Here is a 15,575-nt window from a genome sequence, read left to right as displayed (position 1 = left end):
CTAAATGTAAACTGAAAAGATTCTAAGCCCCAAAATTGTTGGGGCTTTTAATTTTAATCAAAATTCCAATTATCTCTACCTATTCGGAAATATTGAAGACCATCTACAGAAAAACAATATCTTTGCACAAAAAAAAAGTTTTGATTACAGCCAGCGATATATTTACGATTTCAAGCCATAAACAATTTGAAAAAACAGCATTAAAAGTGTTTCGCTTTCAATACGCTAATAACGCCGTATATCGCAATTTTTGTGATTTTTTAAAGACAGATGTTCAGCAGGTAAAATCATTACAGCAAATTCCTTTTTTACCTATTCAGTTTTTCAAAAGCCACGATGTAGTTTCTAATGAAAATCCTGCTCAGGTAACTTTTACCAGCAGCGGTACAACCGGAATGATTACCAGCCGACATTTAGTGACCGATGTTTCCCTATATGAGGAAAGTTACCGCAAGGGATTTTCACAATTTTACGGCAATATTGAAGATTATGTTGTTTTAGCTCTTTTGCCTTCTTATTTAGAGCGCGAGGGATCTTCGCTTATTTATATGGTCGAAGACTTGATAAAGCTGTCCAATCAACCTGAGAGCGGCTTTTATTTACACAATCACGACGACTTAATTAAAAAGCTGACTGAATTAGACCAAGCAGGTCAAAATGTGATTTTAATTGGCGTTACATACGCCTTATTAGATTTAATCGAAAAACATCAATTCAACCTTCAAAATACCATTATAATGGAAACTGGAGGAATGAAAGGAAAACGTAAAGAAATGATTCGCGAAGAACTTCACGAAATACTCTGTAAAGGTTTTGGCGTTTCTTCTATTCATTCAGAATACGGAATGACAGAACTTTTAGCGCAGGCTTATTCTTTGGGTGAAGGTGTTTTTGAATGTCCGTCATGGATGCACATTTTAGTTCGTGATCCCGAAGATGCTCTCACTTACATAAACGACGGAAAAACGGGAGGAATAAACGTAATTGACTTAGCCAACATCAATTCCTGTTCTTTTATTGCAACGCAGGATTTAGGCAAAAAAAATCCCAACAACTCTTTTGAAGTATTGGGACGTTTTGATAATTCTGATATTCGCGGTTGTAACTTAATGGTTCTTTAATATTTAATCGGTTAACCGAATCAACGATTAAACAGTTAAAAAAAACTAATTTTCTTCCGTTACGCCAATACTATCTATTCCTTCTTTTCTAGACAATTCTCTTTCTTTCTCGCCTTTGCTTTTTAATAAACTGTAAACGCCATAACATGCTAGTCCTCCCAAAAGAACGAAAAGCAGATTCCATCCGATACTATTATAATTTTCGTCATTTACACCATCCACACCATTAATAAAAAAGACACAAGCTCCATATATAAAACCTGCTACAAGAGTAGTTCCGTAATAAGACGCTAACCCAATAAGCGCATAAGTCCATTTGTTCTTATTATATTCAGTAGCTAAGTCGCTAAACGATTTCCAAATCCAATAAATAAATATAATTCCTATCATAAGTTTATTTTTAAGTGATAAACATACTAAAAATATCAGTTGGATATAATATAAAATAAAAATCCCAACTGCTCTTTCAAACTATTGGGATCTATATAATATGTTCTAACTTTCAGAAATCGATTAAACAATTAACCAATTAAACACTTAAATCACTCTAATTACGAAATAATTTTTCTTTCCACTTTGCAATAAAACAAACTGATTGTTAATCAAATCATTTGAACTTAAAATAAAATCTTCTTTTATTTTCTCTCTGTTTACAGAAATAGAATTAGCTGTTAAAGCTCTTCTTGCTTCTCCGTTTGATTTAAAGAAACCCGTTTTTTCGTTTAAAACTGAGATAATATCCAATTCATTTTCCAGATCTGCTTTTGCAATTTCAGCTTGAGGAACACCGTCAAAAACTTCTAAGAAAGTAGCTTCATCTAATTGTTTCAAATCTTCGGCAGTAGAATTTCCAAATAAAATATTTGAAGCCTGAATTGCTTTTTCTAATTCTTCTTTACTATGAACAAAAATCGTAATTTCTTCAGCCAGTTTCTTTTGCAAAATTCTTAAATGCGGTGCTGCCTGATGTTCTGCAATTAAGCCATCAATAGTTTCTTTATCTAAGAAAGTAAAGATTTTAATGTATTTCTCTGCATCAACATCTGTAGCATTTACCCAAAATTGGTAAAATTTGTAAACAGAAGTTTTATCAGCATCTAACCAAACATTTCCTCCTTCAGATTTACCAAATTTAGATCCGTCTGCTTTTGTGATTAAAGGCGTAGTTAATGCAAATGCTTTTGCACTTTCTCCACCCATTCTGCGTACTAATTCTGTACCCGTGGTAATATTTCCCCATTGGTCAGAACCTCCCATTTGCAAAAGGCAGTTATTGTTTTTATATAAATGATAAAAATCGTATCCCTGAATTAATTGATAAGTAAACTCTGTGAAAGACATTCCTTCACCTTCTCCGTTAATTCTCTTTTTAACAGAATCCTTCGCCATCATATAATTTACCGTAATACGTTTTCCAACTTCACGGGCAAAATCAATAAACGAGAATTCTTTCATCCAGTCATAGTTATTAACCATAATTGGAGCGTTTGCTTCTTTTGAATTAAAGTCTAAGAAACGAGACAGAACACTTTTAATTCCAGCCACGTTTTTAGCCAAAGTTTCTTCGTTCAACAAATTTCTTTCGTCAGATTTTCCAGAAGGATCACCAATCATTCCGGTCGCACCGCCCACAAGGGCAATTGGCTGATGGCCAAAATTCTTTAAATGAACCAATAAAATAATCTGAACCATACTGCCAATATGCAGCGAATCTGCCGTTGGATCAAAACCAATATATGCCGCCGTTACCTCTTTTAGCAATTGTTCTTCCGTTCCTGGCATGCTATCATGGTATAAACCGCGCCATTTTAATTCTTCAACTAGATTCTTCATTTTTAAAATATTTTGCGCAAATATAAGGATTGTCATCTGCAATATCAAAAAACCTTCTGCCGCAAAGACACTAAGACACAAAGAGAATACCATTTTTCTCAATAAATAAAAAAGTAACCATTAAAAAAACTTAGTGTCTTTGCGCCTTTGTGGCAAAATCGGTATATTTACAAAATGGTATTAGTAACTGGCGGAACAGGTTTAGTGGGCTCACATTTATTGCTTCATTTAATTGAAAATGGAGAAAATGTTCGGGCTATTTACCGAACCGAAAGCAATATTCAAAAAACAAAATCGGTTTTTGAATTGTATCAAAAAGCTGATTTATTTGAAAAAATAGAATGGCTTGAAGCCGATATTTTAGATGTTCCTTCTCTGGAAATTGCTTTTAATGATATTGATTACGTTTACCATTGTGCCGCATTTATTTCTTTTGATCCCACAGATGAAGAAATACTCCGAAAAACCAATATTGAAGGAACAGCCAATATGGTTAATTTTTCTCTTGCCAGAGAAATAAAGAAATTCTGCTTTGTGAGTTCTATTGCCGCTCTTGGCGATTTAGCTCCTCATGAAACTTACATTACCGAGGAAACCGACTGGAATCCCGAAAAACCGCACAGCGATTACGCTATTTCTAAATATGGCGCCGAAATGGAAGTCTGGCGAGCTCATCAGGAAGGTTTAGATGTAATTATCGTAAATCCGGGAGTAATTTTAGGCCCAATTCCGAAAACAAAAAGTAAACAGCAGGGAAGCGCAGAATTATATGTAAAAGTCGCAAACGGACTTCCTTTTTACACACTCGGAAGTACTGGTTTTATTTCGATTGATGATGTTGTAAAAACAATGTATCAGTTAATGAAAAGTGATATCAAAAATGAGCGCTTTACTTTAATTACGGACAATGTTGTTTTTAAAGATATTCTGGACACCATTGCCGATGTTTTAAAAGTCAAAAAACCGCATCTTCATGCAAAACCTTTTTTAATGAATTTGCTTTGGATTGCTGACGGAATATTTTCGACTTTATTTTTTCAAAAAAGAACTATTACAAAAGCGACTGCAAAAGCATCTTATTCTAAAAATCTGTATTCTAATGAAAAAATAAAAACCGCTCTTGGAACGGTTTTTTTAGATGTACATCAATACATAAAAGACATTTCGAAATTATAAACCTTATCTTCTAGGTGGTTTTTTCATTTGTCGTCTTATCGAATCGAGGTTTATTTGTTGTTTTGAACTTTTTTTGATTGAATCCTTTGGAGTTTTTGAAGTTTCCTTAAGTTTCTTTTTAGCTTCTTTCGCTGCTTTTTTATTTTCGATAGTAACAAGAGAATCTGCAGCTCGTTCTGCTACTTTTAATCGTTTCCCTACTTCATCAAACATATCTTTGTAGTTCTCATAATCTGCGGCATAATACATATTATTTTGAGCAAACTGAAGACTGTCCACTTTATATTTTTTTAAAATGAATTTCGTTGGGCTTGTTTCTGTAGAATCTAACAATTCCTGATGTTGGTATTTCATTGCTTCCAGAAGAGACAAATCATACATAATATCAATCATTTTATCTTTCTCAATAAGTTTTGCAGGCTGTTTTACAACGTCCTTTTTACAACTTACAGAAAGAAACAAAACCAATAGTATTACTAAACAATTCTTCATTTCAGCTTTTTATCTATCAAACAATAAACGTTTCCCGGCGCGGATATCTTTTACTTTAAAGTTATTGTAAACTAGTTCTCCATTTACAAAAGTATGCGTAATTCTAGATTTAAAAGTATAATTTTCAAAAGGCGACCATCCACATTTTGCAAGGATATTTTCTGGTTTTACACTCCATGGCAAACTTGGGTTTACAATTACTAAATCGGCAAAATAACCTTCTTTAACAAAACCTCTTTTTTCGATTTTGAAAATCTTAGCCGGATTGTGACACATTTTCTCCACAATTTTCTCCACACTGATTTTTCCCTGGTGATGTGCTTCGAACATTGCCACAACAGCGTGCTGTACAAGCGGCCCTCCAGAAGGAGCTTTTAAATATGATTGTAATTTTTCTTCTTTAGTATGCGGCGCATGATCTGTTGCAATAACATCAATTCGGCCGTCATTCAAAGCTTTCCAAAGTTCGGCTCTGTCATGTTCAGTTTTTACAGCAGGATTCCATTTGATGAAATTCCCTTTTGTTTTGTAATCTTCATCAGTAAACCAAAGGTGATGTACACAAACCTCAGCCGTAATTTTTTTATCTTCTAATGGAATTTTATTGGTAAACAATTCCATTTCTTTTGCCGTAGAAAGGTGAAAAATATGAAGCCTTGCTCCCGTTTTTTTCGCCAAAGCCACCGCTTTTGAAGACGAAAGATAACAAGCCTCGGCACTTCTAATTAAATTGTGCGCCGTTACCGGAACATCTTCACCATATTTTTCTTTGAATTCTGCTAAATTGTTCTGGATCGTAGTTTCATCTTCGCAATGCACTGCAATTAACATTGGTGTGCTTGAAAAGATTTTTTCCAGAGTTTCTTCCTTGTCAACCAGCATATTTCCTGTTGAAGAACCTAAGAAAATCTTGATTCCGGCAACATTTTTTGGATTTGTTTTTAAAACTTCTTCCAGATTATCATTTGTTGCGCCCATCATAAACGAATAATTCGCAAATGATTTCTCGGCAGCAATTTGGTATTTATCTTCTAATATTTCCTGAGTAACTGCATTAGGAACCGTGTTTGGCTGTTCGATAAAAGAAGTAATTCCTCCCGCAATCGCAGCTCTCGATTCTGATTCGATATCACCTTTATGTGTTAATCCCGGCTCTCTAAAATGAACCTGATCATCAATTGCACCCGGCATTAAATAACTTCCTTCTGCATCAATAACAATACAGTCAGATGTTTTTAAACTGATGCTGTCAGCAACCTCAACGATTAAGTCATTTTCGATCAAAACATCTCCGTCAAAAATAGATCCTTCGTTTACAATTTTGGCATTTTTTATTAAAATCCTGTTCATGTTCTATCTTATAATGTATTGACTAATTTTTTTAAGCGAAGAGAAATTACACCCAGAATTGCTTCCTTAATAATAGCGTTACTCATTTTTGAAACTCCTTTTGTTCTGTCTGTAAAAATAATAGGCACTTCTTTTATTTCAAATTTAGCACAATAAGTTCTGTACTTCATTTCGATTTGAAACGCATATCCAACAAACTTTATTTTGTTCAGATTAATTTTCTCTAAAACTTCTCTTTTATAACAAACAAAACCAGCTGTTGCATCGTGAATTTTCATTCCGGTAATAAACTTTACGTAAACTGATGCAAAATAAGACATTAAAACTCGGCTTAAAGGCCAGTTTACCACATTTACACCTGTAACATAACGGGATCCAATGGCTAAATCTGCACCTCCGAAGTGGCAGGCATCGTATAATTTTTCAAGATCATTTGGGTTATGCGAAAAATCGGCATCCATTTCAAAAATAAAATCATATTTATGTTCTAATGACCATTTAAAACCATGAACATAAGCGGTTCCTAAACCGGCTTTTTTAGCTCTTTTTTCAAGAAATAATCTTCCCGGATATTCTTCCTGCAATGCAACAACTTTATCGGCGGTATGGTCCGGCGAATTATCGTCGATTATTAGCAGGTGAAAAGATTTATGCTGCGAAAGTACAGCTCTCACTATACTTTCTATGTTTTCAATTTCGTTATAAGTAGGGATTATGACAATACTATCACTCATTTTTTTCTCGGTAATTTCACCGCAAAAGTAAACTTTTTATAGCATTTGGTTCATAATAAATACATAATAAAACTATTGATACAAAAAATTACTAATTTTGTCACGCTATGATTGAACACCTTCATCCACGAATTATTGAAAACAAAGACTGGGCAACAGCTTTGTTTGTCCTGACGTTTGCTGTTGTCGCCATGACAAAATCTGCTTATGAGACTCGTTTTTCAGAATTTAGTAAGCTTATTTTTTCAGATAAGTATGCAAAAATTTATCGGGATAACAGCCACATGAAAAGCAGCTTTACGGTTGGTTTATTTTTTGTGCAGGTTATTTCGTTTGCCTTTTTTATTTTGCTAACGATGAACATTTATGATAAAGCCTCAAAAACGGATTATATTTTGTTTATTCAGATTGCAACTTTCCTGCTTTATTTTATTCTGGCTAAATATTTAATTGAGAAAATTGTAGCTGCAGCATTCAACATTGACGACTTTGTGGAGCTTTTTAATTTGCAAAAAGTTACTTACAGAACTTATATTGGCGTTTTAATCCTTCCAATCAATGCAATTTTGTTTTATTATGATAATATTTCAACGATTGTACCGCTAGTAACGATAGGCATTTCGCTGTGTATCAGTCTATACTCTTATTTTATTTCAATTAAAACATATCAAAACGTAATAATCGGTAAGTTATTTTATTTTATTTTATATCTTTGCGCTCTTGAAATAGCGCCTTATTATTTTCTTTATTATTGGATAACAAAAGGGAGTGCTTAGAAAATGTTTATAATATGAAAGTGAAAACAATTTTGGTGTCACAGCCTGAACCTAAAGTGGAGAATTCTCCTTACTTTGAGCTCCAACAAAAACACAAAATAAAAATTGATTTCAGACCATTTATTCATGTGGAAGGGGTTAGCGCAAAAGAGATCCGATTACAAAAAATCGATCTTAATCATTACACTGCGATCATTTTAACAAGTCGAAATGCTGTAGATCATTTTTTTAGAGTGGCTGATGAAATGCGTTACAAAGTTCCTGAAGGATTGAAATATTTTTGTCAATCTGAAGCAGTAGCGTTTTATCTTCAAAAGTATGTTGTTTACAGAAAACGTAAAATTTACGTTGGGGCAAAAGATTTTGCAGATTTATCTCCTCTTATCAAAAAGTACAAAGACGAGAAGTTTTTGCTTCCTGCATCTGACCAGTTAAATGCTGATGCTCCTATAACATTAAACGGCCTGAAAGTAGACTGGGCTCAAGCTATTTTTTACAGAACTGTAATGAGCGACTTGTCTGATCTTGCTGATGTTTATTATGATGTTTTAGCGTTTTTTAGTCCAACAGGAATTAAATCTTTATTTAAAAACTTCCCGGATTTTCAACAAAACAACACCAGAATCGCTGTATTTGGAAGCACAACTCAAAAAGAAGCTTTAGATCATGGTTTAAGAATTGATATTCTTGCTCCAACTCCTGAAACGCCTTCTATGACAATGGCTTTAGAGAAATATATTGCAGAAGCAAACAAAGGAAAATAATCCTTTTACAAATATTAAAATTTTTAAAATTCCAAATTCCAATTTTTATATTGGGATTTGGAATTTTTGTTTTTAATCAATTCTTTATCTCCTTCCGTTTCCCGTGGTTGAAACCACCGGCTATGTTTTGAATTTGATTTTTTAATCCCCATTTGTAATTTGGGATTTAAAAAATTGGAATTTTATTTTTCCTTCCTTTTAACTACATTTGATTTCTATTCTAAACCCAAATCACAATAAATAGTTTCAAATTATAAGTTATGAAAATCAACTCCCTTTTAATCGAAATTGACGGTATCGACAAAGAAATCCTTCGATATCTTATGGACGATGCCCGAAAACCTATTTTACAAATTGCCAATAAAATTGGTATTTCGGGAGCTGCGATTCATCAGCGGTTAAAAAAACTGGAGCAGTCCGGTGTTATTTCTGGTTCGAAGTTTACTGTCAATCCAAAAGTTTTAGGTTACAATACTATGGCATTCGTAGGAGTTTATCTTGATAAAGCTTCCCGAAATTCTGAAGCTGTAAAAGATTTAAAAAAAATACCCGAAGTTCTGGAATGTCATTATACAACCGGAAACTGGTCGGTTTTAATTAAAATCATCTGCCGCGACAACGAACATTTAATGCAGCTTTTAAACACTAAAATTCAAGCTATTGAAGGTGTTTCAAGAACGGAAACGTTTATTTCACTTGATCAGCAGATTGACAGACAGATTCAACTTTAGTTTTAAATTCCAATATAAAAATTCCAAATTCCAAAAATATTGACTCAAAGTTTCCGCCACGAATTCACAAAATATTCAAATCAATTCGTGAATTCGTAACGGAAAAACATAAAAAAAACCAAACCCAACAAAATTGGAATTTGGAATTTTTATATTGGAATTTATTTTTCTTTTAATTCCTTCTGCTTCCGGAATAAATTGAGATATAGTACAATAAGGTTGCAATCGATCCAAGTGCAGCAACAACATACGTTCTTGCAGCCCATTTTAAGGCGTCTTTTGCTCCTGCCTGTTCTTCTTGTGTTAACATGTGTTTATTTTCAAGCCATGCTAAAGCTCTGTTACTCGCATCGTATTCTACCGGTAGTGTAATAATCGAAAACAATGTTGTTACTGCAAAAATTACAATTCCAACTAATAACAACTGCGGAAAAGTTCTGATCATTAAAATTCCGGCTAATAAAACCCACTGCATATAGCTTGAGGCTACGTTTACAATTGGCACTAATTTAGAACGCATCGTTAACCATTCATAACCAATAGCATGCTGAACAGCATGTCCGCATTCGTGAGCCGCAACTGCCGCAGCTGCTGCATTTCGATGATTATAAACTGCTTCACTTAAGTTTACTGTTTTATCTGACGGATTGTAATGATCTGTTAACTGACCCGGAGTCGAAATAACACGAACATCTCTAATTCCGTTATCCGCAAGCATTTTTTCAGCTATTTCTGCGCCGCTCATTCCGTTTCGTAATTGCAGTTTAGAATACAATTCAAATTTACTTTTAAGTTTTGAACTTACCATCCAGCTAAACAACATTATCGCTCCGGCAAGTATTAAATATTCACCTCCCATATCTTTATCTTTTTTGATTGAATTTAAATTTACAAAACAAACTGCAAATTATGAACCATTTTAACAAAATGTCATTTTGGCATTTTTTCAGACAAAAAACCATATCTAAATAAAAAAGACGCACTGCTGTGCGTCTCTACAATCTATCTCTATAACAATTGCTTATTTATTTCTTCAAATTTCTCAATCAGGCTGTTTATTTTAAACTGCTGTTTTTTGATTTGTTTTGGAAGAATAAAAAACCAATTAACCGCCATCCATAATAATGTTAGTCCATAAGCCAGACTTGCTCCTAAAAAAGTCATTCTGCTGGCGTATTCATACATGTATAAACAGATTCCAAACGTAAGCGTTGCAAAATAAAAACGCATCATTGTGGTTTGTAAAAATTGTTGTTTCTTTTTAATCAGAATTAAATTTTGAAGGTATTCCTGATTGGTTTGTGTTGTTTCAATGCTTTTATAGGTGCTTAATAATTTATTGTAAACAAATAAATAAATCATCATTGCCAGAATCGTCACGATGATTCCTATTTTAGTCGAAATAAATTGCGGCTGATAATAAATCCAGACAAAAACAATAAACGCAGTTGTTGCAAAAAGCAGCATATTAGTAATCCACAAACTTCTTAAGCCTGCCCTTTTAAATTTATTTACCCGCGCCAGCAAATCCTGCATATCAGGCTGACTTACGGATTGTTTTTTCCATAAATCTTTAAAATCTATATTGTTATCGTTGTCCATTTTCTTTAAATTTTTGAGTCAGTTTTTCTTTTATTCTGTGAATTTTCACTCGCACATTGGCTTCAGAAAGTCCAATAATTTTAGCGATTTCTGCCTGCCTGACATCTTCTAATTCTAATGAGATAATGATACGTTCCGTTTCGGGCAGTTCAGCAATACATTTATATAAAAACTGAATTTGAGGTTCTAATGAAGTTTGTTTTTCTTCTGAAAGATGAATTGGCAGTTCTGATTTTGGAAAGCGTTTTTGCTTTTCTATCTGCCGAAGACAATTATTAGACGCAATTCTAAATATCCAGGTTCCAATAGAAGATTCGTTTCTAAAGGTTTCCAGCTTTTGCCAGACAATTATAAAGGTTTCCTGAGCTAAATCCTGTGCGGCATCATAATCATTCACAAATCCCATGCAAAGCCTGAAAATTCTATCCCAATATGTTTTGTAGATTTCTTCGAATTCCATTTTAAGATTTTAAAAAAGTGTTTAATTGTGCCAAATACCATTCAGTATCATCGTACATTATGAAATGTAAACCTTTATTAGCATATTGAAAATTAGCTGTTTTTAGGTTTTTATACTGCCCTTCGATTGCCGGTTTTAAATTTATAAAATAAGATTCTAATAAAATTAGCGACGGACATTTTATCGTCGAAATCTTATCTCTCAAATCAGTATTAAAGAAATCGCAATACATTTGAGCAAAGGTTTTTCTATCTGATTTTACACTCCAACCGATAACCGTTTCTAGTTTTGAAGTATCCTGCAAAAGTCTCGGCATGGTTTGTTTCTGCATATCATAAAACTGCGTTTCAGTCATTGCCGTCATTTGATTTACTGTTGCTGAACAATCGTTATTTTCTTTTGATTTAAAAGAAGGATCGGTTAAAGCAGCCAAACAAGGCAAAGCATCAACAACGACAATCTTACCAATTAATTCCGGATAATCTGCAGCGATGGCAAGCGCCAGTCCGCCGCCCATACTATGACCTATTATAATTGGTTTTTCTATTTTATTTTCTTTAATGTAATTGGCTATTCCTGTTTTCCAGTTTTCGAATGAAGGATTTGGCTGTGGTTCTGCTCCGGCAAATCCGGCCATTGTTAGTGTATAACATGTGAAATTTTTTTCGAATGCGGCTTTGGTTTCGTTCCATACTTCGCCAGAAGAAGCAAATCCGGGAATGAATATAATCGATTGTTTTCCTTTTCCGGTTTTAAGAACTTCAAAAGGATATGATTTTGTTTGTGCAAAAACATTTAGACATAATGCTGAGAATAAGAATGCGATAATTAAGATGATATACTTTTTCATTTTTAATAGTTTTAAGTTGTTAATTTAATCGGATCCGTCGTTTGGATACGTGAACTATTAAAATGTTACAACTCAAATTAAATTTTCAATAAAAAAATTTCAAATTCCAATGTTGGTGTGTGTTTTTAACGCAAAGTGCGCTAAGGTTTTTCGCAAAGTTTGGAAGTTTTTTTTGTTTGTAATTCCGATAGTTATCGGAGAAGGTCACAAAGCTTTTTCCACAATCTTGTCATCCTGAGGAACGAAGGATCACACAAGATATTCCGCAAACTGAATCGCCAATCTTTGTCGAGTTACGTGTGTGATCCTTCGTTCCTCAGGATGACAAACTTTACGCATTGTCAGTCTGAGCGAAGTCGAAGACCACGCAAGAAGCTCCGCAAAGAAAATCGCCAATCTTTATAGAGTTACGTGCGTGGTCTTCGACTTCGCTCAGACTGACAAAAAAGACTCAACAAAAAAAATCCCAAACTCCAATCGTAAAATTGGAATTTGGAATTTTCTATATTGGAATTTTAAAATTAACCTACAAGATTAATAACTCTTCCAGGAACGATAATCACTTTATTTGGAGTTTTTCCATCCAATTGTTTTAACGTTCTTTCATCTTTCATTACGATTTCTTCGATTTGCTGTGGAGTTAAATCCAAAGGTAATTCGATGGTGAAACGCATTTTTCCGTTGAAAGAAACTGGGTATTCTTTATTGGTTTCAACTAAATGTTTTGCATCAAAAATTGGGAACGCTACTTCAGAAATTGAAGTTGTATGTCCTAACTGCGACCATAATTCTTCTGCGATATGCGGTGCATAAGGCGAAACCAAAATGGCTAATGGTTCTAAAATTACTCTTGAATGACAATTTTGAGAAGACAATTCGTTTACACAAATCATAAATTGAGAAACTGAAGTATTGAAAGAGAAATTCTCGATATCTTCTGCTACTTTTTTGATTGTTTTATGCAATGATTTCAAGTTGTCTTTTGTTGGCTCATCGTTGTTTACGATTAAACCATTATCATCAAAATACAATCTCCATAATTTTTTCAAGAAACCAAAAACTCCCGAAATTCCAGCAGTATTCCAAGGTTTTGCCTGCTCTAACGGTCCTAAAAACATTTCATACAAACGTAATGTATCAGCTCCATATTCTGCACAAATATCATCCGGAGTTACTACATTGTATTTCGATTTCGACATTTTTTCAACTTCACGGCCTACAATGTATTTTCCGTTTTCATCTAAAATAAATTCTGCATTAGAAAACTCAATATATAATGGATGATTTTGAAACTTCTCAATATTAAGCTCATTAGAAGCATTAACTAAAGAAACATCAACGTGAATTGGCTGTACAAATTGAGAATTCATTTCTCCCGTATTAAGCATTTTTAATACATTATTCCAATCAATATTTCCTGGATTCGTATAATTTTCAGAATAAAAAGGCTCCTTAGCTTCATCCGAAATTTTTTGATATAATGATTGTGGAATTATATAAATTTTATTGTTTTCTCTTAAGATATAAATAAAAGCACTAGTCCCCAAAATCATTCCCTGATTAATCAGTTTTTTGAATGGTTCTTCAGTCGGAGCAAAACCTTTGTCTTTTAAGAATTTGTTCCAGAAACGAGAATACAATAAGTGTCCGGTTGCATGTTCGCTTCCTCCAATGTATAAATCTACACTTTCCCAATAAGCTAAAGCTTCTTTGCTTGCAAATTCATTTTCGTTATGTGCATCCATATAACGCATCCAATACCATGAACTTCCTGCCCATCCCGGCATTGTATTCAATTCAAGAGGAAAAACTGAAACATTGTCAACTAAATCTGTATTAACAACTTTATTTTGTTTTGTATCCCAAGCCCAAACTGCTGCATTTCCTAATGGAGGCAAACCGTCTTCTGTTGGTAAATATTTTTCTACTTCTGGTAAAATAATTGGCAAATGCTGCGTATCAATCATTTTTGGCAATCCGTTTACATAATAAACCGGGAACGGTTCACCCCAATAACGTTGACGAGAGAAAACTGCATCACGCAAACGGTAATTTGTTTTTCCTGTTCCCTGCCCAATTTCTTCAAGTTTATAAATCGCTTTTGCTGTTGCGTCTTTATAATTTAATCCGTTTAAGAAATCAGAAGCTGCAATTTCAACATTGTCTTTTGATCCGTAAGCAGCTTCAGAAATATCAACATTTGCGAAGATATTTTTGATTTCCTGCATCCCGTTTTGACCTTTAAAGAAATTAGCAAAAGCATAATCTCTTTCGTCTCCGCAAGGAACCGCCATTACAGCGCCTGTTCCATAACCTGCCAAAACATAATCACCAATCCAAACCGGAATAGCCTCTTTTGTAAATGGATGTTCTGCATAAGCTCCTGTAAATACTCCCGAAATGGTTTTTACATCGGCCATACGCTCACGCTCAGAACGTTTTGCTGTTTTTTCTATATAAGCTTCAACTGCAGCTTTTTGTTCCGGAGTTGTAATTTTAGCAACCAAATCATGTTCTGGTGCCAAAGTCATAAAAGTAACTCCAAAAATAGTATCAGGACGAGTCGTGAAAACTTCGATTACCTCATCGTGATTTTTCAAATTAAAAGTCACCAAAGCTCCAACCGATTTTCCGATCCAGTTTCTTTGAGATTCTTTTATAGATTCACTCCAGTCAATATCATTTAAACCTTGAAGTAAACGTTCGGCATAAGCAGAAATTCTCATACTCCATTGTGTCATTTTTTTTCTTATGACAGGAAATCCTCCACGCTCAGAAACTCCGTTTACAATTTCATCATTTGCCAAAACAGTTCCTAAACCAGGACACCAGTTTACTTCTGTTTCTGCCAAATACGTCATTCTGTATTGCAACAAAATTTTTTCTTTTTGATCGTCAGAATAAGAATTCCATTCTTCTGAAGTAAAAATCGCAACATTATCGTCGCAAACTGCTTCAACCAATGCATTTCCGCTTTCTTCAAAAACTTTTACAAGCTCTGAAATTTCAAACGCCTGTCCTTGTTTTCTGCAGTACCAAGAATTGAACAATTGGATAAAAATCCATTGTGTATGTTTGTAATAATCAGGATTTGAAGTTCGTACTTCACGACTCCAGTCAAATGAAAATCCTATTTTATCAAGTTGTTTTCTATATCCGGCAATCTGCTTTCCTTCTTTATCAACACCACCGTCAATATTTACGCGTGTTGTATCTTCCGGACGCTGTCCTGTCTGGATTGCATATTGTTCTGCCGGCAATCCGAAACTGTCGTAACCCATTGGGTGCAAAACATTGAAGCCTTGATGTCTTTTGAAACGAGAATAAACATCTGAAGCAATATAACCCAGCGGATGCCCAACGTGTAATCCTGCTCCAGATGGATAAGGAAACATATCGAGAACATAATGTTTAGGTTTTTCAGAGTTATTTTTTGCTGCAAAAGTTTGATTTTCTGCCCAATATTTTTGCCATTTGGCGTCAATTTCGTTTGGATTGTACTTCATTTTTTAAAGGTTCAAAGTTGCAAAGTGACAAAGGTTCAAAGATTTTCTCACTTTATGAATTATGGCGCAAATTTACATTTATTGTTGCTTGTTCCAAAGCTATTTCATTGACAAACAAATAAATTTACATTTTACTTATTTACAATTAAGTAAAAATACGTATTATTGCAATTATAAATA

General features: G+C 33.9%; 15 protein-coding genes. 5 read left to right on the top strand and 10 right to left on the bottom strand.

Annotated elements, in window-relative coordinates; genetic code table 11:
* Positions 1–140 precede the first annotated feature (140 nt).
* Positions 141–1,121, top strand: a complete 981-nt coding sequence (locus ACODSB_RS02510) for a LuxE/PaaK family acyltransferase (RefSeq protein ID WP_488935871.1) — start codon at positions 141–143, stop codon at positions 1,119–1,121.
* Between the two features lie 45 nt (positions 1,122–1,166).
* Here ACODSB_RS02510 and ACODSB_RS02505 read toward each other — a convergent pair whose 3' ends face one another.
* Together ACODSB_RS02505 and tyrS are read right to left on the bottom strand one after the other, a co-directional pair.
* Positions 1,167–1,511 carry a hypothetical protein gene (locus ACODSB_RS02505; RefSeq protein WP_180856871.1) on the bottom strand — a complete coding sequence of 115 codons (345 nt, stop codon included), beginning with the start codon at positions 1,509–1,511 and terminating at the stop codon, positions 1,167–1,169.
* A 147-nt stretch (positions 1,512–1,658) separates the two neighbouring features.
* Complete coding sequence (gene tyrS / locus ACODSB_RS02500; protein ID WP_488935870.1) at positions 1,659–2,954, bottom strand: tyrosine--tRNA ligase; 1,296 nt, start codon at positions 2,952–2,954, stop codon at positions 1,659–1,661.
* A gap of 174 nt (positions 2,955–3,128) precedes the next feature.
* On the opposite strand from tyrS, the gene ACODSB_RS02495 reads away from it, so the two are divergent.
* A complete protein-coding gene (locus tag ACODSB_RS02495) occupies positions 3,129–4,130 on the top strand; it encodes an NAD-dependent epimerase/dehydratase family protein (protein ID WP_488935869.1) in 1,002 nt (333 codons plus the stop codon).
* A 3-nt stretch (positions 4,131–4,133) separates the two neighbouring features.
* Here ACODSB_RS02495 and ACODSB_RS02490 read toward each other — a convergent pair whose 3' ends face one another.
* Genes ACODSB_RS02490 through ACODSB_RS02480 form a run of 3 tightly spaced genes read right to left on the bottom strand, consistent with a single transcriptional unit; the run spans position 4,134 to position 6,706 of the window.
* Positions 4,134–4,622, bottom strand: a complete 489-nt coding sequence (locus ACODSB_RS02490; protein ID WP_180856874.1) for a DUF4296 domain-containing protein — start codon at positions 4,620–4,622, stop codon at positions 4,134–4,136.
* Between the two features lie 9 nt (positions 4,623–4,631).
* Entirely contained in the window at positions 4,632–5,972 is a 1,341-nt protein-coding gene (locus tag ACODSB_RS02485; protein WP_488935868.1) for a dihydroorotase, read from the bottom strand.
* An 8-nt stretch (positions 5,973–5,980) separates the two neighbouring features.
* Positions 5,981–6,706 carry a polyprenol monophosphomannose synthase gene (locus ACODSB_RS02480; protein ID WP_073485429.1) on the bottom strand — a complete coding sequence of 242 codons (726 nt, stop codon included), beginning with the start codon at positions 6,704–6,706 and terminating at the stop codon, positions 5,981–5,983.
* Positions 6,707–6,813: 107 nt separating this feature from the next.
* On the opposite strand from ACODSB_RS02480, the gene ACODSB_RS02475 reads away from it, so the two are divergent.
* The 3 genes from ACODSB_RS02475 to ACODSB_RS02465 all read left to right on the top strand — a co-directional run bounded on the left by ACODSB_RS02475 (position 6,814) and on the right by ACODSB_RS02465 (position 8,977).
* Complete coding sequence (locus ACODSB_RS02475) at positions 6,814–7,482, top strand: DUF4271 domain-containing protein (RefSeq protein WP_053472473.1); 669 nt, start codon at positions 6,814–6,816, stop codon at positions 7,480–7,482.
* A gap of 14 nt (positions 7,483–7,496) precedes the next feature.
* The gene (locus ACODSB_RS02470) at positions 7,497–8,246 is read left to right on the top strand and encodes a uroporphyrinogen-III synthase (protein ID WP_053472472.1); all 750 of its coding nucleotides are present in this window, start codon (positions 7,497–7,499) and stop codon (positions 8,244–8,246) included.
* Positions 8,247–8,506: 260 nt separating this feature from the next.
* Entirely contained in the window at positions 8,507–8,977 is a 471-nt protein-coding gene (locus ACODSB_RS02465) for an Lrp/AsnC family transcriptional regulator (protein WP_035681816.1), read from the top strand.
* Between the two features lie 172 nt (positions 8,978–9,149).
* Here ACODSB_RS02465 and ACODSB_RS02460 read toward each other — a convergent pair whose 3' ends face one another.
* The 5 genes from ACODSB_RS02460 to ACODSB_RS02440 all read right to left on the bottom strand — a co-directional run bounded on the left by ACODSB_RS02460 (position 9,150) and on the right by ACODSB_RS02440 (position 15,395).
* Positions 9,150–9,836 carry a zinc metallopeptidase gene (locus ACODSB_RS02460; protein ID WP_488935867.1) on the bottom strand — a complete coding sequence of 229 codons (687 nt, stop codon included), beginning with the start codon at positions 9,834–9,836 and terminating at the stop codon, positions 9,150–9,152.
* A 149-nt stretch (positions 9,837–9,985) separates the two neighbouring features.
* Positions 9,986–10,579: a hypothetical protein gene (locus ACODSB_RS02455; RefSeq protein ID WP_180856878.1), complete on the bottom strand. Its 594-nt coding sequence runs from the start codon at positions 10,577–10,579 to the stop codon at positions 9,986–9,988.
* Positions 10,566–11,039, bottom strand: coding sequence for an RNA polymerase sigma factor (locus ACODSB_RS02450; protein WP_053472469.1), 474 nt, complete (start codon positions 11,037–11,039; stop codon positions 10,566–10,568). The genes ACODSB_RS02455 and ACODSB_RS02450 overlap by 14 nt, the downstream gene beginning before the upstream one ends.
* Position 11,040: 1 nt before the next feature.
* Positions 11,041–11,889, bottom strand: coding sequence for an alpha/beta fold hydrolase (locus ACODSB_RS02445; RefSeq protein WP_488935866.1), 849 nt, complete (start codon positions 11,887–11,889; stop codon positions 11,041–11,043).
* Positions 11,890–12,410: 521 nt separating this feature from the next.
* A complete protein-coding gene (locus ACODSB_RS02440; protein WP_488935865.1) occupies positions 12,411–15,395 on the bottom strand; it encodes a leucine--tRNA ligase in 2,985 nt (994 codons plus the stop codon).
* Positions 15,396–15,575: the final 180 nt, after the last annotated feature.

This window comes from Flavobacterium sp. FG68 (genome assembly GCF_057808895.1).
This window is presented reverse-complemented; position numbering and strand designations above follow the sequence as displayed.

What these genes read in the sequence shown, in the direction of transcription:
- ACODSB_RS02505 (WP_180856871.1), bottom strand. Translation starts at nt 1,511, where the DNA reads ATGATAGGAATTATATTTATTTATTGGATTTGGAAATCGTTTAGCGAC.
- tyrS (WP_488935870.1), bottom strand. Translation starts at nt 2,954, where the DNA reads ATGAAGAATCTAGTTGAAGAATTAAAATGGCGCGGTTTATACCATGAT.
- ACODSB_RS02495 (WP_488935869.1), top strand. Translation starts at nt 3,129, where the DNA reads ATGGTATTAGTAACTGGCGGAACAGGTTTAGTGGGCTCACATTTATTG.
- ACODSB_RS02490 (WP_180856874.1), bottom strand. Translation starts at nt 4,622, where the DNA reads ATGAAGAATTGTTTAGTAATACTATTGGTTTTGTTTCTTTCTGTAAGT.
- ACODSB_RS02485 (WP_488935868.1), bottom strand. Translation starts at nt 5,972, where the DNA reads ATGAACAGGATTTTAATAAAAAATGCCAAAATTGTAAACGAAGGATCT.
- ACODSB_RS02480 (WP_073485429.1), bottom strand. Translation starts at nt 6,706, where the DNA reads ATGAGTGATAGTATTGTCATAATCCCTACTTATAACGAAATTGAAAAC.
- ACODSB_RS02475 (WP_053472473.1), top strand. Translation starts at nt 6,814, where the DNA reads ATGATTGAACACCTTCATCCACGAATTATTGAAAACAAAGACTGGGCA.
- ACODSB_RS02470 (WP_053472472.1), top strand. Translation starts at nt 7,497, where the DNA reads ATGAAAGTGAAAACAATTTTGGTGTCACAGCCTGAACCTAAAGTGGAG.
- ACODSB_RS02465 (WP_035681816.1), top strand. Translation starts at nt 8,507, where the DNA reads ATGAAAATCAACTCCCTTTTAATCGAAATTGACGGTATCGACAAAGAA.
- ACODSB_RS02460 (WP_488935867.1), bottom strand. Translation starts at nt 9,836, where the DNA reads ATGGGAGGTGAATATTTAATACTTGCCGGAGCGATAATGTTGTTTAGC.
- ACODSB_RS02455 (WP_180856878.1), bottom strand. Translation starts at nt 10,579, where the DNA reads ATGGACAACGATAACAATATAGATTTTAAAGATTTATGGAAAAAACAA.
- ACODSB_RS02450 (WP_053472469.1), bottom strand. Translation starts at nt 11,039, where the DNA reads ATGGAATTCGAAGAAATCTACAAAACATATTGGGATAGAATTTTCAGG.
- ACODSB_RS02445 (WP_488935866.1), bottom strand. Translation starts at nt 11,889, where the DNA reads ATGAAAAAGTATATCATCTTAATTATCGCATTCTTATTCTCAGCATTA.
- ACODSB_RS02440 (WP_488935865.1), bottom strand. Translation starts at nt 15,395, where the DNA reads ATGAAGTACAATCCAAACGAAATTGACGCCAAATGGCAAAAATATTGG.